This window comes from Flavobacterium sp. HTF (assembly GCF_003105115.1).
Lineage (GTDB): Bacteria > Bacteroidota > Bacteroidia > Flavobacteriales > Flavobacteriaceae > Flavobacterium.
On sequence record NZ_QETH01000030.1, the window covers coordinates 25,552 to 49,790 of the forward strand.

General features: G+C 33.6%; 20 protein-coding genes. 10 read left to right on the forward strand and 10 right to left on the reverse strand.

The genetic code is table 11. From position 1 onward, the window contains the following. Window positions 1–101: 101 nt before the first annotated feature. The 3 genes from DCO46_RS11155 to DCO46_RS22675 all read left to right on the forward strand — a co-directional run bounded on the left by DCO46_RS11155 (window position 102) and on the right by DCO46_RS22675 (window position 2,295). A complete protein-coding gene (locus DCO46_RS11155) occupies window positions 102–1,568 on the forward strand; it encodes a BT4734/BF3469 family protein (protein ID WP_116752633.1) in 1,467 nt (488 codons plus the stop codon). A gap of 105 nt (window positions 1,569–1,673) precedes the next feature. Beyond that, a complete protein-coding gene (locus tag DCO46_RS11160; protein ID WP_116752634.1) occupies window positions 1,674–2,135 on the forward strand; it encodes a hypothetical protein in 462 nt (153 codons plus the stop codon). A 1-nt stretch (window position 2,136) separates the two neighbouring features. Beyond that, window positions 2,137–2,295 carry a hypothetical protein gene (locus tag DCO46_RS22675; RefSeq protein WP_165828918.1) on the forward strand — a complete coding sequence of 53 codons (159 nt, stop codon included), beginning with the start codon at window positions 2,137–2,139 and terminating at the stop codon, window positions 2,293–2,295. A 68-nt stretch (window positions 2,296–2,363) separates the two neighbouring features. Here the strand turns inward: DCO46_RS22675 and DCO46_RS11165 are convergent, their stop codons facing one another. From DCO46_RS11165 to DCO46_RS11185, 5 genes are all read right to left on the reverse strand, one after another. Beyond that, the gene (locus DCO46_RS11165; protein WP_116752635.1) at window positions 2,364–3,149 is read right to left on the reverse strand and encodes a hypothetical protein; all 786 of its coding nucleotides are present in this window, start codon (window positions 3,147–3,149) and stop codon (window positions 2,364–2,366) included. A gap of 45 nt (window positions 3,150–3,194) precedes the next feature. Beyond that, window positions 3,195–3,863, reverse strand: coding sequence for a hypothetical protein (locus DCO46_RS11170; RefSeq protein WP_116752636.1), 669 nt, complete (start codon window positions 3,861–3,863; stop codon window positions 3,195–3,197). Window positions 3,864–3,879: 16 nt separating this feature from the next. After that, complete coding sequence (locus DCO46_RS11175; RefSeq protein ID WP_116752637.1) at window positions 3,880–4,500, reverse strand: hypothetical protein; 621 nt, start codon at window positions 4,498–4,500, stop codon at window positions 3,880–3,882. A gap of 210 nt (window positions 4,501–4,710) precedes the next feature. Continuing rightward, window positions 4,711–6,954: a DUF6892 domain-containing protein gene (locus DCO46_RS11180; protein WP_207784967.1), complete on the reverse strand. Its 2,244-nt coding sequence runs from the start codon at window positions 6,952–6,954 to the stop codon at window positions 4,711–4,713. A 108-nt stretch (window positions 6,955–7,062) separates the two neighbouring features. After that, complete coding sequence (locus DCO46_RS11185) at window positions 7,063–7,635, reverse strand: hypothetical protein (protein ID WP_116752638.1); 573 nt, start codon at window positions 7,633–7,635, stop codon at window positions 7,063–7,065. Window positions 7,636–7,925: 290 nt separating this feature from the next. Here DCO46_RS11185 and recG point away from each other — a divergent pair, with 290 nt between their 5' ends. Continuing rightward, the gene (recG, locus tag DCO46_RS11190) at window positions 7,926–10,034 is read left to right on the forward strand and encodes an ATP-dependent DNA helicase RecG (protein ID WP_116752639.1); all 2,109 of its coding nucleotides are present in this window, start codon (window positions 7,926–7,928) and stop codon (window positions 10,032–10,034) included. Window positions 10,035–10,353: 319 nt separating this feature from the next. Here the strand turns inward: recG and DCO46_RS11195 are convergent, their stop codons facing one another. The 4 genes from DCO46_RS11195 to DCO46_RS11210 form a co-directional block, all read right to left on the reverse strand. Continuing rightward, on the reverse strand, window positions 10,354–10,956 hold the full coding sequence (locus DCO46_RS11195) for a PAS domain-containing protein (protein ID WP_116752640.1): 603 nt from the start codon (window positions 10,954–10,956) through the stop codon (window positions 10,354–10,356). 73 nt (window positions 10,957–11,029) lie between these two features. Next, complete coding sequence (locus tag DCO46_RS11200; protein WP_116752641.1) at window positions 11,030–11,347, reverse strand: hypothetical protein; 318 nt, start codon at window positions 11,345–11,347, stop codon at window positions 11,030–11,032. 62 nt (window positions 11,348–11,409) lie between these two features. Beyond that, window positions 11,410–12,264, reverse strand: coding sequence for a hypothetical protein (locus DCO46_RS11205; RefSeq protein WP_116752642.1), 855 nt, complete (start codon window positions 12,262–12,264; stop codon window positions 11,410–11,412). Between the two features lie 30 nt (window positions 12,265–12,294). Continuing rightward, complete coding sequence (locus DCO46_RS11210) at window positions 12,295–12,894, reverse strand: TlpA family protein disulfide reductase (protein WP_116752651.1); 600 nt, start codon at window positions 12,892–12,894, stop codon at window positions 12,295–12,297. 639 nt (window positions 12,895–13,533) lie between these two features. Between DCO46_RS11210 and DCO46_RS11215 the strand changes: the two genes are divergently transcribed. The 5 genes from DCO46_RS11215 to pheT all read left to right on the forward strand — a co-directional run bounded on the left by DCO46_RS11215 (window position 13,534) and on the right by pheT (window position 22,649). Then, entirely contained in the window at window positions 13,534–14,595 is a 1,062-nt protein-coding gene (locus DCO46_RS11215; RefSeq protein WP_116752643.1) for an efflux RND transporter periplasmic adaptor subunit, read from the forward strand. Between the two features lie 99 nt (window positions 14,596–14,694). Next, window positions 14,695–17,790 (forward strand): efflux RND transporter permease subunit, encoded by a 3,096-nt coding sequence (locus tag DCO46_RS11220; protein WP_116752644.1) that lies wholly within the window; start codon window positions 14,695–14,697, stop codon window positions 17,788–17,790. Window positions 17,791–17,845: 55 nt separating this feature from the next. Beyond that, window positions 17,846–19,156, forward strand: coding sequence for a TolC family protein (locus DCO46_RS11225; RefSeq protein WP_116752645.1), 1,311 nt, complete (start codon window positions 17,846–17,848; stop codon window positions 19,154–19,156). Between the two features lie 27 nt (window positions 19,157–19,183). Further along, window positions 19,184–20,047 carry a bestrophin family protein gene (locus tag DCO46_RS11230; protein ID WP_116752646.1) on the forward strand — a complete coding sequence of 288 codons (864 nt, stop codon included), beginning with the start codon at window positions 19,184–19,186 and terminating at the stop codon, window positions 20,045–20,047. A 181-nt stretch (window positions 20,048–20,228) separates the two neighbouring features. Next, a complete protein-coding gene (gene pheT, locus DCO46_RS11235; RefSeq protein WP_116752647.1) occupies window positions 20,229–22,649 on the forward strand; it encodes a phenylalanine--tRNA ligase subunit beta in 2,421 nt (806 codons plus the stop codon). Between the two features lie 132 nt (window positions 22,650–22,781). Here the strand turns inward: pheT and DCO46_RS11240 are convergent, their stop codons facing one another. Continuing rightward, complete coding sequence (locus DCO46_RS11240; protein ID WP_116752648.1) at window positions 22,782–23,156, reverse strand: hypothetical protein; 375 nt, start codon at window positions 23,154–23,156, stop codon at window positions 22,782–22,784. Window positions 23,157–23,403: 247 nt separating this feature from the next. Between DCO46_RS11240 and DCO46_RS11245 the strand changes: the two genes are divergently transcribed. Then, the gene (locus DCO46_RS11245) at window positions 23,404–23,847 is read left to right on the forward strand and encodes a hypothetical protein (RefSeq protein WP_116752649.1); all 444 of its coding nucleotides are present in this window, start codon (window positions 23,404–23,406) and stop codon (window positions 23,845–23,847) included. The last annotated feature ends 392 nt before the right edge of the window (window positions 23,848–24,239 follow it).

Sequence of the window (24,239 nt, forward strand, 5' to 3'; positions counted from 1 at the left end):
CAAATTTGGGTTTCCAGCAGACAAATAGACGGCCATCTACTGCTGGTTCTGTTACCCATTAAAAAACAGAATCTAACGAAAAACAGAATACAATATGAACAATGTTAATCAACAAGTTCCAGAACGGAAAAAACTCAAACGTTATATCATCGTTACCAATAATTGATATATTAAAAACAATCAAAGAAGGTGATTCAAACCTTCAAACAATCCAATCACTACGACAAATTGGTAAAGCCAATGACTTATTTGACGATATTAAAATATCGAAACTCCCAACGTTTCGTTTCAACTTTAACTTCAATCAAAAAGCTACAAATGACAACATCAAAAGCAATACTGGCTTACTATATATTGATGTTGATGGTGAGACCACTATTACCAATAACGAATATGTTATGGCAAGTTGGAAATCAATCTCCGAAACGGGGTTTGGAATTCTTGTTAAGGTTAATGGCCTAACATTACAGAACTTCTCGGACACTTACACTGAGGTATCAGATTTACTTGGAATCAGAGCAGATATAGGTGCTAAGAAAGCAACTCAACAAACAGTTTTATCATACGACCCTAATTTATATTACAACGAAAGCAGTTTAACTTATCAAATTGCAAAAAAGGTATCATTTGTTGATAATAAGAAAGAGAGAGAAAGATGTATAACGACAAATGATACCTTTTTCAAAGATGATTCAACGAAACTAAGATTTGATAACACTGACGAATATTTTAGTGATGATACACCTTATGTTGTATTCACTGACCACAAAGAAAATATGTGTATACCATTTATACCCAGAAGAATTGAAAGTGGTAACAGAAATTCAACAATGTTCTTCATTCTATCACAATACGCACTATTGAACCAGACGAAAGGTGAACCATTTTTAAGAGCGTGCGCAAATGTGATTAATCAAAATATGCATCCCCAACTAAAAGAAAGTGAAATCAAAGGCATCATTTCAAGTGTTATGAAAAAAAGAAACGAAAACACCTTAGATGTTCATTTGAATAAGGAACGAAGAATCCTCTTCAATCCAAATTTAAAAATGGATAAAAAAGAAAAACAAAAAATTGTTTGTCAAGAAATATCCAAACTTAGAAGAGATAAAACATCACAGGAAATTTACGAAGTACTAGAAAATTGGGACTTTGAAAAAGAGGGGAAAATTACCCAGAAAAAAGTGGCGAACCAGACAAATAAAAGTACAGTCACAATTAAAAGGTATTGGAGCAACTTCAAAGATTATACAGGCGATTTAAACAAGGAAAACAACAATAGTGTTATGAGGTTAAATTCAGAGCCTAAAACACAAGATATCGAACCAAATGATGATGATTTATTTCTGGCGATGATGAGAGAATCTGCTACCACATATGCCGATGAATTTATTGGCCAAATAAATCAAAGAGTTGAAGTCGAAATAGATTCAATTGATTCACATTATCTATCAGAAATTCTAAGCCAAGCGAATATCAAATATATCCAGAAGGCATTAATCCAAGATGAAATTGATAACGGTCAGATATTAACGTTGGAAGAGCTGGAAGAAAGAATTTCATATTAAAATGAAAATAATCTGGCGTTTTGGAAAAAGCTAGATATTTATAATAAACACATAATAAAACAGGTTCGGATACTGGCGAACAACCACAAGAAAAAACAGAATAGAATGAACAAATTTAGGCAAGCCGATGAAGACGGACGGAAAATCTTCAAATCATATTGCGATACACAATCGTGGTGTTACTTTAAAGAAGAATCAAAAGATGATTATGCGCATTGGGACGTAATATATTATTCTGGTACAACGAAGATAATTGGAGAAATAAAGAAACGGAATTACAATTCAAATGAATATTGTAATTGGGATTATGAACAAAAGAAGCACGATAATTTATTAGAAGTTTATCGGAATATTGATAATGAAGATGATGTTAATATTGAGATTCAATATATCAATATTTATAACGATGATGTGATACGAATTTGGACAACAACAGACACTCATATTAAGCAAGTACCAACAATCCAAAATAGAAACAAAACCAATCTTGGTAATAAGCAACAAGTTCCAAAACCAATATACAATTGCAAAATCGGAACTGAAGCACATAAAGGAAAACTTAACTAAAATGAAACAAGAACCAACATTAGAAAATGAAACACCAGAAGATGAAATATTAAAGCAAATATTGATTCAAATTGAACGCTACAAAAGGAATCAATTAGAATTCTTTGAAGCAATTGATGAATTCATAATTTCATCAGATATATTACTTGATGATGAATAGAAAGCATTGAAGCTATAAACAATAAATTAAGCCACTTATCTCTAAGTGGCTTTTTAATTATAGCAGAATTACTTGATGAAAAGGTCATCAAGTTTTAGTATCTCAATCTTCTCAGTAAGTTCATCTGTTTCTTTATCAATTTTATGTTTGTCGGTGATTTTAAAAAAAATGAATTTATCATTGAAATATAGAATTTCATTCTTTGAATCAGGATATTTTTTTTGTGTGACAGCAGTAATGTATTCAATGTTCGCTATATTACGTGGTAATCGAATTTTATGAACTCTTTTAAAGGCATATATCGCAATTGCGCAATACAAAATTAGTAGAAGAAAATTTCCTAATTTATAGTTGTACTTTGATTCGGGACTGGTAGTATTGTAGCAATTATTAAGAAATAAATTAGAAAACGCAATCAATGGAATTGCTAATATAAGTCCCATATCCATTCTTATGATTGTGTCATCGATAAATGAAGAATACAAATAAAGGATAATACCACATAACGTAAGTAATAAAAAACCTAACCCATAGACCTTTAGTTTCACTTTTTTATTTTTAATTATTGGAAGGGTCATTAGTTCGAAAGTAGTTTTATCATCTTTAATTATTGCAGTATGTACTAAATGTGCCCCTAAAAAAGGTAGAGAGCAATATATTAAAAGAAATAAGATGAATAACCCATCTGGTACAATCTGCGATATTGAAAAAAATCTAATAAAAGATGGCGCAATGCTCCATAGTTCAAATAACTGCCATAAACCTCCAAACAACGCTGGCAATATAATTATGATACTTAGATTTTCTTTAATGAAGACAATTACGCTTTTAACTTTTATACCAGTTTGAATCATTTATTATATGTTATTGAATTACAGATTGGTTATAATGGGAAAAGATTATTCCTCTAAAAATTTACGAAACTCCTTTTCTATTTCTTTCTTAAGAGGAAATATTAATTTTTCCAATTTTTGATACTCTGCGTCAAAATTAAATGTAAAACCTAATTTATCTTCCTTATTAATTTCTTGCATATACTTATATTGGTCATATGTATTAAAAAAGTCTCTACAATGTATCATATAATTTACAAGCATTATTTCAGTTTTGTCATCAAAGAATAACATATTGCGAGATATATATTTTGATGACTCAGCATAGGTATTTATAAAACTATTTTGAGCGTTAGCAATTTCAATACTGTCTATATTATTAGTTTGTTGATTCTTTATGGATACACTGTATATATGTAAAAGCTCCATTAATTGTGACAGATAACTGTAGATTTCAGCTAAGCCTTCAAATCGCTTTTCGTGTAATTTTGTAAACTTAAAATTCTCTCGGGACTTCAATTGATTTACATCAGCTTGAAAGCGAGAAATTTCTTTTGAATGCTCCTTTTTAACTTCTTCAATTTCTTTAGTATTTTCTTTTTTAATTTCTTCGAGCTTTCGGTCATACGTGCTTTTGATGTTGCCTTTAACTCTTTCAGTTAAGTACAATGTAAATAATGCAGGTAAGCCAACAAAACCTAGTATTTGGTATATTATATCTGGATAGTTCAACATAAATTAAATCGTTAAATTATTCTCCTAAAAGTTTACGAAATTCAACTTCAATTCCTTTCTTTAACGGGTGAATTTCTGCTGGTATTTTCTTATAAACGGTATAAGCATCACGCAAGATTATGTTTTCACTTTTTGGATATTGTACTTTTGCATCATAAGTGTCAAATATCGAAGCACATTTGGCCACGTAGTCTAATATTAAATTCTCCATCTCTTCAGACAAATAAATAGAGTTGTGATTGAAGTATTTTAAAAATTTATTGTGTGCCTCTCGATATTTTAAACTGAATTCCCTTTCACTTTCCTCGAAAGTTTTTCCGTTAGGAACAATTTTGACTGGTGATGTATATTCTTTAAGCAACGATAAATTTTCATTTAAAAGTTGATGTGTTTTTGCCAGCACTTTAAGTCGAATTTCGTTCAACTTTGTAAACTTAAAACTATCATTAGATTTAAGGTGATTTATCTCTGATTGAAATTGAAAAATTTCCTTTGAATGTTCTTTTTTTAGGACTTCTAACTGTTTATCGAAGGTATTTTTTACACTCCCCTTGACCCTTTCATTCAACCACAGTGTTAGTAGTGTTGGCACTAAACCACACGCAAATGCTATAACAGTATATATAAGAATATCCATCTATTTTTTTTGATTTAAATATAATAATTTATCAGAAGTATTATAGCAAATGTTAAAGTTTAATTTTTTTTACTTTTTTTTAGGAAGCTAAAACATTGTAAATCAATAATATAAAATCATAGTGCAGTTAAATTATACCTTGTAAAAGTGCTAAATGTGTTGTCATTCTTTTTAAATTTATTCAAAGATAATTTATTCCGGTCGTAAAGTCTAAATATAGTCGGTTTCTATCCCCATTTTCTTCAGTTCGTTTATCAGGCTGTCATCTTCATCATAAAACAATTCTACTTTGGCTATGTTTTTAAAATTCTTAAAATCATCTGCCGATTTGATATTAAAGACATCATCTTCGCCATCCCAAAAACGATATAATTCCAGATAAATATCGTCTCCGCCATCCTGAATAATTTCTGTTATTTCGTCTGCAAATTTCCTGTCAATTTCAAGGTTTTCAAAGTATTCCGTTACTTCGGGAATAAAACCATAACCTTCTTCTTCAACATCAATTTCCCTTTTGTCATAAATTTCTACAAACTCGTACAAATCAAATTTCGGGTGCAGCAATTCTTTTTCGTACATCAAAATCTGAATGACTGCCAGTTTAAAATTAAAATCTTTAAATTCTATTTTTTCTCCCTCAATTTTTTGAAAGGCATACTTATCCGAAGCTACTTTTTCTTTCGGTTTATATTCTTGTTCTTCAAAAGTTTCAATGTCGAATTTCTCCAAAAAAGCATTCAATTTCTTTCCGAATTTTTCTTTGGCGTTATGAAGGATTTTTTCGGCTTCTTCTTCTGTATCAACAGCATCTGAACCAAAAGTTTCTTTTACCCAGTTTACAAATTCCTCTTTATTTTCGCTTTCCTCATACTCTTCGTCATCTCTGTAGAAATAGACAGTTTCGTGATCAACCGAAATTTCAGTATCGTAAGTAAGCAGGGAAATAAACTGTTTTGTATTTTCTGCTACAACATGAATACCACCTTCATCTCCAAAAACGACAATCGGGCATTTATTCAAATCTTTGTCAACAAGCCAATAGGCATAAGAACTTCCTGATCCGTTGGCAGTGGCAAATTCGATAAAGCTATTGTAAAATTCTTCATCTTCAGACCATGTTTTTATTCCGGTCTTATCGTACGTATAAAAATAAAATGATTCTGAAAATGATTCTCCTCCATATTCAGATTGAAATTCGAATAATTTTAGCAAATCATCAGGAACTTCAGATTCTCCAAACTGAACTAAAAAATCCTCTAACGTTAGTTTGTCTTCATCTTCTTCGTCATATTCTTCAGTTTCATCATATACGGCAAGGCTTTCTTTATTTAAGATTTCAAAGGCTTCTATAATAGCATGCTTTACAGCGTAATATTCAATTCCTACTGCCGTTTCATTATTTATCCATTGGTATTTGGTGTTTTCTTCTTCATCAAGATATTCCAGCAAAAGTGTTATTTCTTTGCTTTCAACATTCCATAACGCACGTATTCTAATGTCAAATCCATTTATAATTGTTGTTGCGATCTGACAGTAACGTTCTTCTTCGTGTGAAAACTTAACAAAACTATATTTTGAAATTCCGTCCTCAACATACAAACTTCCGTCTTTAACGGTGACTTCATTATCTAATAACGTTTGTACCATTACAACAAACTGATCCCGAAAATTGGTATACAGATACCGGTCTTCTTTTTCGTGGTCAATAAGCGAAAGTCCTTCTTTGAAGACCTTTTCGAAGTAATCAGAAATTAATGTTTCTCTATCGTAATCTGTTGAATATTCGACATATAAATCTTTTACAATATCAGATAACTTATGCGTAGATGGGAAATAACTTTCTATCATAATCGTTTCTCCATCTGCCGTACTAAGCCTGCTGCAGATCGTTACATCAGGGCGATTTGCACTAATAACGGACTGAACGTTATTAAACATTTCAAAATGCATCTGCATGTCGTCGCTGTAAATCAACCAGGCTGATACCTCTCCTTTTACAAAAAGTTCTCCATGATTGTATTCTCCTGCGAGGGTATCACACTGCAGTCCGCCACCAAGATAATGCACGTTGCCAAACAAATTGATATTCAGAGTAGTCGTTTTTCCGAGTACAATCAGTGCCGGGGAATTGTCTGTATCGAAAGAACTGATTAATTTATTTACGATCAGATTTCCTTTAAAAATAAAACCAAGAATAAAAATATCCGGATGTTCTTCTGTATTAAATTCCATCTCGAAGGAATCCATTTCAACATCAGCTTCTGCCAATAGAAATATTGCATTTTCTTCATAATCAGGAAAACGCCAGGTATCTTCAAAAACATTGTAGATTTTCTGGTCTTTAAAATCCGTTAGATTTCCAATAATTTCGTGGGCTTCATGTCGGTTAATAACTTTAAATGTAACACCTGCAAATTCAATAGTTTCAAAAGGAAATTTTTCTTCTTTACTCATTTTTTTAGTGGCTTATAGTTGAACAAATCTAAGAATTATCTTTATTTATTAAAATATTATCGTTTAAAATAAATACAAAAACTCCTCTATTTAAAAAGCTTATGTCTTCTAAATATTGAAGGTCTGATCATTTTTTTTAGCTGAATATTTTAATTTATATTGTCCATCAAATGAATATTTTCTTGATGCAATTTTAATTTGCGTATAATCGAGTCTATATTCCTTTAAACAACGTTTAATTGCATTAATTCCTAATTCTTCGTTCACTACAACACAAAATATGTTAAGTACAAATTTTTTTGAATCTGTTATTGTTTTTCCCATATCAAATCCATCAACATGTCCTAAACCTTTCCATCCAAGTTCATCATTCAAATAGTCTGTCGCTTTATCTCTCAACCAGTAATCACGAGTATTTCCTTTTAAACTCTTCATTTTATACTGGACAACTAACCAATATAAATTATCACTATGAAATTCGTTAAATCCCATTTTTCTAAAACGATCTTGAAAAAAATCATCTAGCTTCTTATCGTTTTGATCAAAGTTTGAGAAATCCAATTCTTCTGTAGTTCCTTTTGTACCCACTTTACCAGTATGGATGATAACTTTCTTTAAATCTGAAATCCAATATTCAGCATACCATAATTCGTCTTTATCAAATTTATAAAGCTTTTTCATTGTTATATATATTTTATATTATGCATTTTGGTTTCGAATTAGCTACATAAAGAATTTACAAAGGCAATAAAAAAAATTAAATATAAGTTTTTGTTATATATAAATAATATGAAAAGGAAAATGACTGGCTATTAATTAATCTTCAAAGAATTGAATTTTCAAAATTCCCAATTAAAATCTATCTTCGCTATTGGAAAATTCCAAATCAAAAATTCAATCCTTCAAGTCTAAATCAATTCCGTCCCGAAATTTCGGAATCGGACTAAAATCTAAAAATCTAAAATTACCTAATGTCTAATAATCTTCTGGAAACCCCAATCGAATACTTAAAAGGTGTTGGTCCGAGTCGCGGCCAGCTGCTTCGCAAGGAATTGGGAATTCATAAATATGGAGATTTGATTAATTTTTTTCCGAACCGCTATATCGACAGAACCCGCTATTATAAGATAAACGAACTTCAAAATACAGGCTCTGAGGTTCAGATTATCGGAAAAATAATTAATATCAAAACAGTTGAGTTTGCTAAAAACAAAAAACGTCTTGTTGCCACTTTCGTGGATGATACAGGACAAATTGATTTAAACTGGTTTCAGGGGCACAAATGGGTTCGCGAGAGTCTGAAACTGAACGAGGTTTGTGTAATTTTTGGAAAATGTTCTTTGTACGGAAGCCAGTTTAGTATGGCACATCCGGAAATTGAACTGTTAAGTGAGCATGAAAAAAGCCTGCGTTCTGCCATGCAGCCCGTTTATCCTTCTACGGAAACGCTGACAAACAGAGGAATTTCAAACAGAACGATCAATAAATTAATGCAACAGCTGTTTATTGAAACCCAGGCTTTGTTTATGGAAACTTTTCCGCAGTATTTAATGGACGAAGTAAAACTGATTTCTAAAAAAGCCGCTTTATTCAATATACATTTTCCGAAAAGTACGGATGCTTTAGCGAAAGCGCAATTTCGTTTAAAGTTTGAGGAATTGTTTTTCATCCAGTTGCAGTTAATCACAAAAAACCTCATTCGGAAACATAAAATAAAAGGGCATCCTTTCACGAAAGTGGGAGAACTTTTTAATGAATTCTATCAAAATCATTTGCCGTTTAATCTGACCAATGCACAGAAAAGAGTGATCAAAGAAATTCGGTCAGATATGGGAAGCAATGCCCAGATGAACCGTTTATTACAGGGAGACGTAGGTTCTGGAAAAACAATTGTGGCTTTTATGAGCATGCTTTTGGCTATTGATAATGGTTTTCAGGCCTGTTTGATGGCACCAACGGAAATTCTGGCCAATCAGCATTTCATCGGATTATCCGAACTGGCTAAAACATTAAATATCAACATCAAAATACTAACCGGTTCAACCAAAACTGCAGCCAGAAAAGTAATTCATGAAGAACTTGAAAATGGAACTTTGCATATTTTAATCGGCACGCATGCTTTGTTGGAAGACAAAGTAAAATTTAAAAATTTAGGCTTGTCTGTGATTGATGAGCAGCATCGTTTTGGTGTGGAGCAGCGTTCTAAATTATGGAAGAAAAATGATATTCCGCCGCACGTTTTAGTCATGACCGCTACTCCTATTCCGAGGACTCTGGCGATGAGTTTATACGGAGATTTAGATATTTCTGTAATTGATGAATTGCCGCCGGGAAGAAAACCAATTCAAACCGTGCACCGTTACGACACGAATCGACTGAAAGTCTGGAAATTCCTTCGGGATGAAATTGCAAAAGGAAGACAAATCTATATCGTTTATCCGTTGATTCAGGAATCTGAAAAAATGGATTACAAGGATTTAATGGATGGCTATGAAAGTATTTCAAGAGATTTTCCGCTGCCTCAGTATTCAATTTCGATTTTGCACGGAAAAATGAAACCCGCAGATAAAGATGCCGAAATGAAACGCTTTTCTGAAGGTAAAACCAATATCATGGTGGCCACAACGGTAATTGAGGTGGGTGTAAATGTACCGAATGCCAGTGTAATGATCATAGAAAGTGCCGAACGTTTTGGACTGTCACAATTACACCAGCTGCGCGGGCGCGTTGGCCGTGGTGCCGAACAAAGTTATTGTATCCTGATGACCAGCCATAAACTGAGTTCCGACAGCAAAACGCGTATGGAAACAATGGTACAGACCAACGATGGTTTTGAAATTGCCGAAGTTGACCTTAAACTTCGCGGTCCCGGAGATTTGATGGGAACACAGCAAAGCGGTGTCCTGAATCTGCAGATTGCCGATATTGTAAGAGACCGTGATATTTTATCTTTAGGTAGAAATTATGCCATGAAAATATTAAAAGAAGATCCCGCACTCCAAAAACCCGAACACGCAATCCTAAAAGCCGTCTTTATAGAACTCACTAAGAAGAAGAATATTTGGAATTATATTAGTTGAGGGACAAAGGTACAGAGGGACAAAGGTGCAAAGGTGTTGAGATAGTAATGTATTCTAAGATTTTTAATTTTAAAATTTCGCGAATTATGTTTTTTAAAAGCTGAAAGTATTATCTCAAGCTTCTGGATAGCAACTTAATACCTTTGCACCTTTGTACCTCTGCAGCTTTGAACCTTCAAAAAAAACACTTCAAAGTATCATCTTAAACCCTCCGTGTTTAAGTCTAAAACATTCTATTAAATTAGTAAGCTTGATAGATTTGGGGCAAAAAAGCTTTACTATTTTAGAGCTGATACAATGAAGCGTATTTTTATCTTATCTATTTCTTTTTGACATCTTTCTTTTCGAAAAAGCCATTAAAAAAACCTTTTTTTACTTTGTTTTTGTCATCTTTTCCCGTTGCCACCAGATGATCTACATATTCCATATAAGATTTGTTTCTTTCTTCAAGAAAACCAACCAGATATTCCTCAGAAGCGTGAATTCCGCTTGCTTCTTCAATATGCAGCAGTTTTTTGTACAGCGGTTCGATAAATTTTACAATTATATCTTCAGGGACTGATTTTCGGGTTCCGAAGAAACCCACAATTTCCCCATCAGAATCAGAAATGATTTTGAAATCTGTAATTACCCAATAAAATCTGCCTGTTTTAGACATATTCTTTATAATAGCATGGATATTCTGATTGGCTTTGATACTATCCCACAAAAATTTAAAAATAACCCTTGGCATATCAGGATGACGAATAACGTTGTGCGGCTGTCCGATGAGTTCAAATTCATCATAACCCGATACATCAATAAAAGCTTCATTAGCATATAAAATTGTTCCTTTTGTATCTGTTTTACTGAGTAATACTTTAGTTTTATTCCAATCAACTTCTCTGTCGGATGGAGTCGGGCGGGTAATTCTGGTATCCATAATTTTTTATTTAATAATTAATATGCTATTATTTTGTGCTTTTAAAAATGTCTTTTCTAAAGTAATATTCTCATTAAAGATCGTTTTCTAAAATAATCAAGGTGTCTTTTATTTTCCTGAAAACCGCTTCGAGTTCCTCTTCCAGCCAGTCCGGGAGAGTTGCATCGTTGGCTAACTTGAGATGCTGGATATCATTGGCAATCTGGATAAGTTTTTTGTATTGAAAATCCAGATTTTTTGCATTTGGATTACCCTTGTACTCACTAAATATAGAAGCAACTTCTTTTCCAAATTCGGTTTCACTTCCTATTTTCTCATACGAATTTGAATCAAAAGATTTTTTGAGAGAATCGAGCATTGTTTTTGCTGATTCAAAATCATGTTTGGACATACAATAAGAATTTAAGTTAAAAACTGATTGATTTAATATACTTTAATACAGCTCAGCGCTAATCAGGAAACCCTGTTTGCTGATTTACCATGAATATCATTGACCAAATCATCAATTTTTTTAGCACTTTCTCTCATCATTTCCAGATAACTCAGCAGTTTATCGTTATCGGTATGCCCTTTTGAAACATCAATTAGTTTTAAAACAGAATTTACCGGAAGCTTTAAATCCTGTGCCGTTCTGTAAACAAAAACATTAAACTCATTATTGGCCGATAACGAACTGTATTTTGCAGATGCCAGTTTTATATTTTCCAGTTCGTACTCGTCAGATATTTTAGAAATATGTTTTTGACTGTGTTCTTTAAAATAATAAGCCCAGTACCCATTCATAAAGAATACAACAGCGGCCAAAACAACATGAATAAGAAGCGTTTCTAAATCAAAATTTACCTGTGAAAAATACAATTGCAGCCCTTTTGGATCATTATATACAAAACTCTGCATATAGGCTAAACCTGCGTGGTGCAGCACTACCAAAAGCGTAAGCGGTATTTGTAATCTCCAGTTCTGATAAATAATCAGAATCGTACTGGCAATGAATACTGTAAAATGCATCTCGAACAAACCATGCATCTGATAAATGTATTGTGCCATAAAAATAGCCAGCACTACAGATAATACGTATTGGTAAAAATTAGATTTTTTAAGAAACCATTTTGCAGAATAATATAATAAAAGATTGATCGTACCCACACCCACACCGATCTCAAAAGTATCGTATTTAAAGGCCAGAGCGATTCCGAGTAGGAAATAGATAGCCAGAACGTAATTGATAATGGTATCAGACTTTTGAGTCATGGTTGACGTAAAACTGTGCAGGTAATCCTGTTCATTCAAACTAGCTTTTGTTTTCATAATTTTGGTTTTTGGGTTAAGGGGTTAGATTTATTTAGTGCATTTTGGTAACGAACATCCGTAAGCTCTTAGAGCCAAAGCATTAAACGAGGGGCTTTTGGTTTGCTGCAGCAAAGCGTCAATTGCCATTTGGGCATAATTGCTGTCAGCATTAGTGCAATATCTGGTTTTGTTATAATTTCCACGGTAATATAAATTGTGCGAAGGGTCAATAATAACGGCCTGGGGCGTTGAGAAAACACCACATTTTTCTGCCATTGCCGAATCAAAATAAACCGGAACATCGGCTCCAAATTTTTTCTGGATTTCCTCAATGGTAAAATTTTTATGTTTGTTGAGGACTACGATTTTAAAATTGAGCTGATCTCCATATTTTTTGATCAAACCGCTTACATGAGGGATATTAAAACGGGAACATGGACAATCAGGATTAAAGAAATGGATAAAAACCGGCTTGTTGTTGGTAACCCAGCATTTTCCTAAATCAATTCTGGATCCCATCGCAATCTGATGGTAGTTTTTAGGGACAGGCGTTGGAAGACTGTATTTGAATTCATTTTGCCAAAATAAATAGGATATTGCAAACAGCAATAAGCATAACCATAAGCCAAGCAATAATTTTTTCGCCATAAATAAGTAGTTTTTGGAAAGAAACATTAACAATTTATAAACAATTGTTAATTAATTGATTTTATAAATTAATAATTTTAACTTAAAAACAAATAAAAAACCTACACATTTTAACGCTTAAGCTCCAAAAACATTATTATTCTCACAAAAAATTCATCATTTTGTTTAAGCTTATCAATGTTACGAATAAAATCGATAAAGTGCAAAAAAAATCAGACAAAATGCAGATATTTATTTATTTGAAAGAAATTACTTAAATTAAAATATATTTTTGAGTAAAATTACGTGAGTAAAAACAGACAAATAGCGTCATTAAAAGGTGTTTATTGGAAAATTTGTTAAAAAATTAAAAAAAAGCCAATATCGCATTAAACCAAATAATAAAAACGCAGTCTAAACTCTTCATGACTATATCCTAATTTAAAACACGGAAAAAACTATTGATGACCAAATTACATTTATCACTATAACAAACACAAAAAAAAACACATTACTAACTGATTTACAACATTTTAAAACTAATGTAAAGATTTGTACATACAAATGTTAAATAAAAAATAAGCTCTTTAGTATTCAGTTCAAAAAGCTAATTTTGTACACTTACCTAAACACATACCAAAATACATTTACCTCAATTTTATGAAAGTAAAAAACCTAATTTATGCCCTTCTTATTATCGGAATTGGAGGGTTTATTGCCTACAGAATCATATCTAATAAAAGTAAAAACGAAGAATCTAAAAAATTCGGAGACAAAGACAACCCTACTTCTGTAACCGGAATTGTGGTCAAAACATCTACATTTGATAATAACCTATCCTTATCAGGTTCTATTGAAGCCAATGAACAAGTAGAGATTCACAGTGAAGTTTCGGGTATTGTGGAAGGTATTTACTTTAATGAAGGTACTAATGTAAATAAAGGTCAGGTTCTTTTTAAAGTAAATGATATTGAGTTAAGAGCACAACTAAGACAGGCTGTTACAAAAGAGAATCTGGCAGGAGAAAACCAGAGAAGAGCAAAACTGTTACTTCAGAAAGAAGCCATTAGCCAGGAAGAATTTGATGTTGCCAATGCAGACTACGCTTCCGCGAAAGCACAAAGCCAGCTAATCAGCGCCCAAATTGCCAAAACTTCCGTGAAAGCGCCTTTCTCAGGAAAAATCGGTTTACGTTCCATATCTCCGGGAACTTATATCACCCCTGCCCTTTTAGTTGCCAAACTAGTTAACACGGGCAAGTTAAAAATCACATTTTCTATTCCTGAAAAATATGCTTCACAAGTAAAATCAGGATCAAATATCGAATTTACTGTTTCTGGATCTGAAAAGGTATATGCCGCAAAAATATATGCGATTGAGCCCGAAGTGGCTGTAGCAACACGTACTCTTCAAATTCGTGCCATAGCCGTTAATACGGACGGAAAACTATTTCCCGGTACTTTTGCAGATGTAAAACTTCCTTTAAATATTATTAAAGACGCTATCGTAGTTCCTTCAGAAGCTATTGTACCTGTGCAGAGTGGTAAAAAAGTGTTTATCGCCAATATGGGAAAAGCCAAAGAAGTGATGGTGGACGCTACTACCAGAACAGATGCTTCGATCTTAATTTTATCGGGGCTAAAAGCCGGAGATACCCTCATTACAAGTGGTGTTATGTCCTTAAAAAATGACGCTCCAATAAAAGTGAAAGTTAAAAAATAATTTAGTCTTAAAGTTTAAAGTCATAAAGTCTAAAGACAAAAAACTTGAAAATAGATATTTAGCAATCTAAAATCTATGATCTAAAATCTAAAATCTCATATGAGTTTATCAACTACAAGTATAAGAAGACCCGTTTTAACCATTGTACTGAATCTTTTGATTATTTTATTCGGTTTTATTGGTTATACCTTTTTGGGTGTTCGTGAATTCCCGTCTATTGATCCGGCACAGGTTTCTATCAGAACAAACTATACCGGAGCCAATTCAGACATTATTGAATCACAAATTACAGAACCTCTTGAAAAAGCGGTAAATGCAATCGACGGAATTAGAAATATCACTTCGTCAAGTAATCAGGGAAGCAGTAACATTACAATCGAATTTAATTTAGATAAAAACTTAGAGGAAGCCGCAAATGATGTTCGTGATAAAGTTTCACAGGCTGTCAGAAGTTTACCTCAGGATATTGATGCACCGCCTGTAGTTTCCAAAGCAGATGCCGATAGTGAATCTATTATTTCGATGACCGTTCAAAGTGATACAAGAAGTGCTTTAGAACTAAGTGATTATGCTGAGAATGTCATTTCGCAACGTTTAGAAACCATTCCGGGAGTAAGCGGAGTGCAGATCTGGGGACAAAAGCGTTATGCCATGCGTTTGTGGATTGATCCTATAAAATTAAACGCCTACAATTGTACGGTTTCTGATGTTCGTAACGCCTTAAACGCTCAAAACGTAGAATTACCATCCGGAAAATTAACCGGAAACAATACAGAATTAACGGTAAAAACAATCGGAAATCTTTCTAAACCGGAAGAATTCAACAATATTATCATTCGTACAGACGGGGAAAAAATTGTTCGTCTGAGTGATGTCGGCGGGGCAGAATTAGGGCCGGAAAATATCGAAACCGGATTAACTTCTTCAGGACTTCCGATGATTGGTTTGGCGATTGTGCCTATGCCGGGAGCCAATTACCTGGATATTTCATCTGAATTTTATAAAAAATATGATGCCTTAAAAAAAGATTTACCAAAGGATATTAAACTAAATATTGCCCTTGATAATACCCTTTTCGTAAAAAAATCAGTGCATGAAGTAGCAGAAACCTTAGGGATTTCTATTGTATTGGTAATCATTATTATCTATTTATTCTTCAGGGACTGGGCAATTGCATTCAGGCCTCTGATTGATATTCCGGTTTCGTTAATTGCTACGTTTTTTATTATGTGGCTTTTCGGATTTTCCATAAATGTATTAACTCTTCTGGCTATTGTACTGGCAACTGGTCTGGTTGTGGATGATGGTATTGTAGTGACCGAAAATATCTTTAAAAAGGTTGAAGAAGGAATGTCGCCAATTGAAGCAGCGATAAAAGGTTCTAATGAAATTTTCTATGCTGTAATCTCGATTTCGGTAACTTTGGCAGCGGTATTTCTACCCGTTATTTTCCTCGAAGGTTTCGTTGGCCGACTCTTTAGGGAATTTGGAGTTGTAATTGGTGCTGCGGTATTAATTTCTGCCTTTGTATCATTAACCCTAACACCGATGCTGAACGCTTATTTGATGAAAGGCGGCGAACAGAAAAAATCGAAATTCTATATTAAAACAGAACCGTTTTTTGAAAAATTAAACAGCGGTTATGCCGATTCTTTGGCCCGTTTCATGAACAAAAAATGGATTAGTTTCCCGATTTTGATTGTGTGTTTCGGATTGATTTATTTGTTTTTCACCATACTTCCAAAAGAGACAGCTCCTTACGACGACCGTAGTTCTGTAACGATGCGTATGACTACACCTGAAGGTTCGTCTTATGAATACACCAACCGATTTATGCAGGAAATCTCAAAATTGGTTGATGATTCTATTCCCGAGAAAAAAGTGAGTTTGGTGATTACGGCTCCAGGTTCGGGAGGTTCGGCAGCAAATTCCGGGTTTATCAGGCTTTCATTAAAAGATCCGGGAGAAAGAGAAAAATCCCAAAAAGATATTGCTGATCAATTATCCAAATGGACGAAAAAATATCCAAATGCCAAAACTTCTGTAATTCAACAGCCTACCATCGCTGTAAACAGACGTGGAGGATTACCGATACAGTATATCATTCAGGCTCCGACTTTTGAAAAATTAAGAGAAAAAATTCCTGTTTTTATGGAAGAAGTCGGTAAAAGCGATGTTTTCTCGAATAACGATGTAAACTTAAAATTTAATAAACCTGAAATCAACGTAAGCATTGATCGTGCAAAAGCCGAGAGTTTAGGAATTTCTATTATTGATATTGCACAAACTTTACAGCTTTCCTTAAGCGGTCAGCGTTTTGGATATTTCATAAAAAACGGAAAACAATATCAGGTAATCGGGCAATTCGACCAAAAAGACCGCTCCAAACCTTTGGACTTAACTTCAATGTTCGTTAAAAACAAAAGTGGTGAATTAATCCAGATGGACAATGTTGTTAATATTGAAGAGCAAAGTAATCCTCCGCAATTGTATCATAACAACCGTTATATGTCTGCAACCGTTTCTGCAGGTTTAGCACCTGGGAAAAGTATCAGTGACGGTATTGAAGCCATGGATCAGATTAAGGCAAAAGTGCTGGACGAAACCTTTACAACCGATTTGAGCGGAGAATCAAGAGATTTCGTAGAAAGTAGTTCAAATACTTCTTTTGCGTTCGGATTGGCTTTGCTATTAATCTTTTTAATTCTTGCGGCTCAGTTTGAGAGTTTTATTGATCCTTTCATTATTATCCTGACTGTGCCAATGGCCGTTGCAGGAGCTTTATTTTCATTATGGCTGTTTAACCAGACATGGAACATCTTTAGTCAGATTGGTACGGTAATGCTTATTGGTCTGGTTACTAAAAATGGTATTCTGATCGTAGAATTTGCCAATCAGCTTAGAGAACAGGGAAAACCAAAATTAGAAGCTATTTTAGAAGCATCAGAAGCGCGTTTACGTCCGATTTTAATGACGAGTTTAGCGATTGCTTTAGGAGCATTACCAATTGCGATGTCTTTGGGAGCTGCCTCTACCAGCAGAATCGGAATGGGAGTTGTAATTGTTGGAGGAACTATTTTCTCATTGGCTTTAACGCTTTTTGTTATTCCGGCAATTTATTTAATGTGGTCTAAAGCAAGGAAACATTATCCGGAATTTGACCATATCGAAGAATATGAAAAAGAAAGTAAATAATTTATTAGCCTGAAATTCAGTTTATAATCTGAATTTCAGGTAAAAGAAAAAAATCATGAACACTAAAATTCTATTCCGTAGTTTAATACTATTCTTCTTTTGCGCCATAAGCACACAGGCGCAGGAAGTTTTGACTATCGAAGAAGCTATGAAAATAGCTTTGGAAAACAACTTTGAAATTAAAATTGCGAAAAACAATACAAGAGTAAGCGAAACCAATGTAACTGTCGGAAATGCCGGAATGTTACCTACTGCTACTGCTTCTGTTACAGATAATAATAGTATTCAGAATTCATCTCAAACACGTCAGGACGGAACTTCGACCAATCTGGATAATGCTAAAAACAACAGTTTGACTTATGGCGTTAGCTTAGGATGGACTGTTTTTGACGGAATGAAAATGTTTGCCCGATACGATCAGTTAAAAGAACTTCAGAAACTGGGCGATGCCGAGCTCAAAAGTACTATCCTTGTCAAAATTGGTCAGGTAAATTCTGCTTATTATGACCTTGTGCAAAAACAGCAACAATTAGCGGCTTTAGACACCACAATCGTTATTTCCAAACAAAGACTGACTCTGGCCCAAAATCGTTTTACCATTGGTAAAGCTTCAAAATTAGAAGTTTTAAACGCGCAGGTGGATTTAAATTCTGATCAGGTTGCTTTATTGAGACAAAAAGAAGCTTATGCAAACGGCAAAATATTATTAAACCAATATTTGGCCCGTGACCCGAAAATTGATTTTAAAGTAACCGATAATGTAACCGTTGATAACAAATTGGTTTTGGCCGATTTGATGAATTTAGCCCAAAAACAAAATCCTGTTCTGGAAACACAAATCATAAACAAACGTGTAGCCGAACTGCAATTGAAACAGGTAAGAGCAGACCGTTATCCTGTTGTACGATTAACTTCCGGATATAATTTTGCGGAAAGCGAATCGAGTTTAGGCTTTACCAGTTCAACATCCAACAGAGGTTTAAATTATGGTTTTAATGCTACCTTAAATATTTTTGACGGTTTTAATCAGCATCGAAATGAAAAAGTGGCTAAAATTCAAATTGAAAATTCTCAAATTGCCATCGAACAGCAAAATCTGATTTTGAATACGCAATTAAGCACAGCATTTCAGACCTATTTAACCAATTTGGAACTGATTGACCTGGAAGAAGATAACGAAGCAATTGCCAAACAAAATTTAGAAATCACTTTAGATAAATTCAGAATCGGAACCATTACAACCATTGATTTCAGAACGGCACAGCTCAATTATGTCAATGCAAAAGTACGTTACAGTAATGCCCAGTTCGAAGCAAAATTATCTGAAATTGCACTAAAAGAATTAGCGGGAAATATTAATTTTTAATTTAAATTTGTTCAAAAACAGATTTAAATGATTTCATACAATACCAAGGACTGGTTTACTTTTATCTTTCATTTTCACAAATCGGATACGATCAGAAAATTACTTCCGATTATGCTCGCTATAGGGGTTTATTCGGCAGCTGTAGGCTATCTTGAAGTAGAATATTTTGAATTTAATAAAAACCATTACATCCATAATATTCCGATTATGCACGGAATGCTTGGTTTTGTTATTTCTTTATTATTGGTTTTCAGAACGAATACAGCTTATGACCGCTGGTGGGAAGGACGAAAATTATGGGGAAGTCTTGTAAACAACAGCCGAAACCTTGCGATTAAACTTTCTGCCATTCTAAAAGACGAAAGCGACAAAAAGTTTTTTAGGGAAATAATTGCGACTTACGCCTCTTTTCTGCATAAACATTTAAAAGACGAAGAAACCAGCAAACAGCTTTTTGAAGACGTTGACCTTGAAATTGACCATCATAAACACAAACCAAATCAGGTAATGCGAATGATGTATCATAAAATCAATTATTTATACGAAACTAAAAAAATTACAGGTGATCAGCTTATTACGATAAATCAGGAATTACAATCGTTTACAGATATCTGCGGTGCCTGCGAGCGAATAAAAAATACTCCTATACCCTATTCTTATAGCGCTTTCATCAAAAAATTCATTTTCTTTTATACGATGACACTGCCTTTTGGTTATTCTATCAGCTTAGGATATTTTGTAGCCCCTGTTGTAGTCTTTATCTTTTATGTACTGGCAAGTTTGGAGCTTATCGCAGAAGAAATTGAAGACCCTTTTGGCGATGATGAAAATGATTTGCCAACAAAAAAGATTGCTGAGAATATTAAAAAGCACGTTGAAGAATTGATCTAATATAAAACATTCTAAAATTTACTTCTAATAAATACAAAGAATTATAATATACCGATATAAAACTTGCAATATTGATTAAGAATTAAAAAAAGAAAACAGTTTCAAAAAACCAAATAAATTCTTTCTTACTACAGCACCTAATCCTTATATTTGTATCCTTATTCAAGAATAAAAAGTTAACATGAAAATATCTTACAACTGGTTAAAACAATTCATTAAAACAGACTGGACATCAGAGCAGACTTCAGAATTACTGACAGATTTAGGTCTGGAAGTTGAAGTTGTTGAAAAATACGAATCTATAAAAGGTGGTTTGGAAGGAGTTGTTGTAGGACACGTACTTACTTGTGAAAAACATCCGGATGCCGACAGGCTAAAAGTGACTACTGTAAACATTGGTCAGGAAGCTCCTATACAGATTGTTTGTGGCGCTGCCAACGTTGCTGCAGGTCAAAAAGTTCCTGTTGCTACTATCGGAACCGTTTTATACGATAAAGATGGCGGAGAATTTACTATCAAAAAAGGAAAAATACGTGGACAGGATAGTCACGGAATGATTTGCGCTGAAGATGAATTGGGTCTTGGTACAAGCCATGACGGAATTATGGTTTTAGACGAAAATCTGGAACCGGGAACTCCTGCTGCACAGGTCTTTGATATCACCAGCGATGAAGTTTTCGAAATTGGCTTAACTCCCAACCGTGCTGATGCTATGAGCCATTACGGTACGGCACGTGATTTAAGAGCAGGAATGCTACAACGTGGTGTAAACATAGAATTGATTACGCCTTCTGTAAGCAATTTCAGAGTTGACATGCGTACTCTTAAAATTGATGTAAGTGTTGAAGATTCTCATTTGGCTCCAAGATATTGCGGTTTAACAATTTCAGGGATTTCTGTTGAAGAATCTCCTGCGTGGTTACAAGACCGTCTAAAAGCTATCGGACTGACTCCAAAAAATAATATTGTTGACGTTACCAATTATGTTTTACACGAATTAGGACAGCCGCTTCATGCTTTTGATGCAGCAAAAATAAACGGAAAGATAATTGTAAAAACGTTACCTGAAGGTACAAAATTTACGACTTTGGACGATGTCGAAAGAACATTGCACGCTGAAGATTTAATGATTTGCGATGAAAAAGGACCGCTTTGTATTGCAGGTGTTTTTGGCGGAAAAAAATCAGGTGTATCAGAAGGGACAACTTCTATATTCTTAGAAAGTGCTTATTTTGATGCTGTAAGTGTTCGTAAAACAGCAAAAAGACATCAGTTAAACACTGACGCTTCATTTAGATTTGAAAGAGGAATTGATCCAACTATCACAGAATATGCCTTAAAACGTGCAGCTATTTTGATTCAGGAAGTTGCCGGAGGAAAAATCACTTCTGATGTTGTTGAAATTTACCCTAAAAAAATAGAAGACTTTTCTGTTCTTTTGAATTTCAGCCATGTATCAAAAATTATCGGACAGGAAATTCCAAAAGATACTATCAAAAAAATATTAGTTTCTTTAGATATTAAAGTAAACAGTGTTTCTGAATCAGGATTAGGATTAACAATTCCTGCTTACCGTGTTGATGTTCAGCGTGAAATTGATGTGATCGAAGAAATTTTGAGAGTTTACGGGTATAATAATATCGAGTTCTCTAAAAAATTCAATGCTACAGTTTCAAATTCGCCAAGAACTGAAGATTATAAAGTACAGAATATCATCGCTTCCCAATTGAACTCGCAAGGTTTTCATGAAATGATGGCAAATTCACTGACAACAGCCGCTTATGCAAAATTATCGACTGTTTTAAAGGAAGAACACAACGTTACCATGTTGAATCCGTTGAGCGGTGATTTGGCAACAATGCGCCAGTCGCTGTTGTTCTCTGCTCTTGAAGCGATTTCATACAATATCAACAGAAGAAATGCTGATTTGAAATTGTTTGAGTTTGGAAAATCATACCATAAATACCTGAATGGTTTCGAAGAACATAAACATCTGACTTTGTCAATTTCGGGAGAGAGAAACAAAGAAAGCTGGACAAATCCTCAGAAATCTACAGATTTCTTTTTATTGAAAGGATATGTAAAAGCAATTTTGTCACGCTTAGGAATCGATAAAATATCAAACGCTCCGGTACAATCTGATATTTTCTCTGAAGGAACATCTATTTGTTACAACAACGACACTTTGGTGGAAATGGGTGTGGTAAAAAAATCGATTTTAAAACACTTCGGCATTAAACAGGATGTTTACTACGCTGATTTTAACTGGGATTTGATTTTAAAAATTATCACAGGAAAAATTAAGTATTCTGAAATTCCTAAATATCCTGAAGTACGAAGAGATTTAGCTTTATTGATTGATCAGAAAACTACTTACGAGAGTATTTATAATCTGGCAAAACAGACTGAAAAAGCACTTTTAAAAGATATAAATCTGTTTGATGTCTATGAAGGTAAAAACCTTCCGGAAGGAAAAAAATCATATGCTTTGAGTTTTACGATACAGGATAATACAAAAACCCTTACCGATTCTCAAATTGATAAAATCATGTCTAAATTGCAACAAACATTTGAAAATGAACTTGGCGCAAGTTTAAGATAAGGAATATGTAAATCACAATAAAAAAACCGACAATCAGACATTGTCGGTTTTTTTGTTCCGTTTTGTCATTTCGGCAAGCAGACCTGATAACCTGCTCAAACTTTCGCCGAAAAACAAAACCATACTCAAAAACTAACCAATAATATACCTGTTCCAGACATGATCGCCAAGTTTCTGAAGCCCGGGCCCGAAATTTTGTGTTTCTAATTTCTGACTCGAATTATCGTCAAAAATTACTTCGAGATATATTTTGCCGTATTCTTCACATACATTCCATTTTCCAATATCCTTTTGGGATGACTGATTGGGAATGTACAAACCTCCGCTTGAAGCACTCCTGAAAGATTCTTTTATATAAACTGCACTAAAATCAGCATATAAAAAAATTGCATATTTTATCTCTTCGTACCAGCCTCCGCCGGAATAATCACGATCGCTGTTTGCTTTTTCGAGACGCAACACTTTATTGGATAAAGTATTGATCATTTGATCTGCTAAAAAACTCATAATTCTCTATTTTACTTAAAATCAACTGATTGTTATTTTTATCAAAAAATTGCTTTCAAAATGAACAGCATAAAATTAAATATTCACAAAACACTATTTACTAGCACATTACCCCATTTTACTGAATATTTTTACCTACAGAAAAAAGGGTAATTTCACCCTTGTAGGATTTTGTCTTTTAAAATAATTTTGTCAGAAATATTTTCAAACCATCGAATAAGTAACTAATCATTTAAACTTAAAAATCATGAAAAACCTTGCTGAAAAACCTAGTCAGTTAATTACAAAAGAATTTGCTAAGCAGCTGAATTTGAATTACAATAATAAAAAAGCACAGCTAACAGCAAAATCTTCCAGAAAAGAAGATGCTAATGCGATATGGTATTCACTAGAAGCATTAGAAAGTTATATTCATTATATAAAAACACACGGAGCCAATAGTGGTTATGAAGTGGATGGAATACGTTTTTACTTTGGGGTTTATCCGGACGACGAAAAACATGGTGAAAAAGCAGGCCTGACTACCCTGTTTTTATCTGCAACAGGCAGAAAAACAAATACGGATTCTGATGACAGTACAAATAAAGTACAAGGCTTTGTGGCTGCAAAACAGGCAGCATCTGCTGACATTCAAAGCCTTGAACCAATGAACTACGGAAACATCGGGAGACCACCAAGCTTAATCTATTAAAAAATTATGTTCGAATTTTTAAGATCTTATATTATCTATTTAGCTTTACTATCAGGAACTGTCGGGTTGATTTATCTTCACAAGTTACCTGGTAATAAAGCTAAATTTTTACTACTTTTAATCTGGTTTTCAGTACTAACCGAATTGGTTGGCTATTATTTTACACAATGGACGGGTCTGTTAAATTATTATGTGTATAATTTTTACATGTTCGTTACTTTCGTCGCCTACATAATACTGCTGCGAAGTCTTCTGAAAAAAATAACCAACAGAATCTCGGCTGTATTATTTTTAATATTGTTTATCGTTTCTTTTTTTCTAAATATTTTATATTTAAAAAAATACATAATATAATCATTTACTTACAGTTTCGCATTTTGCTTCCACCTGGT

What these genes read in the sequence shown, in the direction of transcription:
- DCO46_RS11215 (WP_116752643.1), top strand. Translation starts at nt 13,534, where the DNA reads ATGAAAGTAAAAAACCTAATTTATGCCCTTCTTATTATCGGAATTGGA.
- DCO46_RS11180 (WP_207784967.1), bottom strand. Translation starts at nt 6,954, where the DNA reads ATGAGTAAAGAAGAAAAATTTCCTTTTGAAACTATTGAATTTGCAGGT.
- DCO46_RS11230 (WP_116752646.1), top strand. Translation starts at nt 19,184, where the DNA reads ATGATTTCATACAATACCAAGGACTGGTTTACTTTTATCTTTCATTTT.
- DCO46_RS11200 (WP_116752641.1), bottom strand. Translation starts at nt 11,347, where the DNA reads ATGTCCAAACATGATTTTGAATCAGCAAAAACAATGCTCGATTCTCTC.
- DCO46_RS11185 (WP_116752638.1), bottom strand. Translation starts at nt 7,635, where the DNA reads ATGAAAAAGCTTTATAAATTTGATAAAGACGAATTATGGTATGCTGAA.
- DCO46_RS11160 (WP_116752634.1), top strand. Translation starts at nt 1,674, where the DNA reads ATGAACAAATTTAGGCAAGCCGATGAAGACGGACGGAAAATCTTCAAA.
- DCO46_RS11210 (WP_116752651.1), bottom strand. Translation starts at nt 12,894, where the DNA reads ATGGCGAAAAAATTATTGCTTGGCTTATGGTTATGCTTATTGCTGTTT.
- recG (WP_116752639.1), top strand. Translation starts at nt 7,926, where the DNA reads ATGTCTAATAATCTTCTGGAAACCCCAATCGAATACTTAAAAGGTGTT.
- DCO46_RS11220 (WP_116752644.1), top strand. Translation starts at nt 14,695, where the DNA reads ATGAGTTTATCAACTACAAGTATAAGAAGACCCGTTTTAACCATTGTA.
- DCO46_RS11175 (WP_116752637.1), bottom strand. Translation starts at nt 4,500, where the DNA reads ATGGATATTCTTATATATACTGTTATAGCATTTGCGTGTGGTTTAGTG.
- DCO46_RS11205 (WP_116752642.1), bottom strand. Translation starts at nt 12,264, where the DNA reads ATGAAAACAAAAGCTAGTTTGAATGAACAGGATTACCTGCACAGTTTT.
- DCO46_RS11165 (WP_116752635.1), bottom strand. Translation starts at nt 3,149, where the DNA reads ATGATTCAAACTGGTATAAAAGTTAAAAGCGTAATTGTCTTCATTAAA.
- DCO46_RS11245 (WP_116752649.1), top strand. Translation starts at nt 23,404, where the DNA reads ATGAAAAACCTTGCTGAAAAACCTAGTCAGTTAATTACAAAAGAATTT.
- DCO46_RS11240 (WP_116752648.1), bottom strand. Translation starts at nt 23,156, where the DNA reads ATGAGTTTTTTAGCAGATCAAATGATCAATACTTTATCCAATAAAGTG.
- DCO46_RS11225 (WP_116752645.1), top strand. Translation starts at nt 17,846, where the DNA reads ATGAACACTAAAATTCTATTCCGTAGTTTAATACTATTCTTCTTTTGC.
- DCO46_RS22675 (WP_165828918.1), top strand. Translation starts at nt 2,137, where the DNA reads ATGAAACAAGAACCAACATTAGAAAATGAAACACCAGAAGATGAAATA.
- DCO46_RS11155 (WP_116752633.1), top strand. Translation starts at nt 102, where the DNA reads ATGTTAATCAACAAGTTCCAGAACGGAAAAAACTCAAACGTTATATCA.
- DCO46_RS11195 (WP_116752640.1), bottom strand. Translation starts at nt 10,956, where the DNA reads ATGGATACCAGAATTACCCGCCCGACTCCATCCGACAGAGAAGTTGAT.
- DCO46_RS11170 (WP_116752636.1), bottom strand. Translation starts at nt 3,863, where the DNA reads ATGTTGAACTATCCAGATATAATATACCAAATACTAGGTTTTGTTGGC.
- pheT (WP_116752647.1), top strand. Translation starts at nt 20,229, where the DNA reads ATGAAAATATCTTACAACTGGTTAAAACAATTCATTAAAACAGACTGG.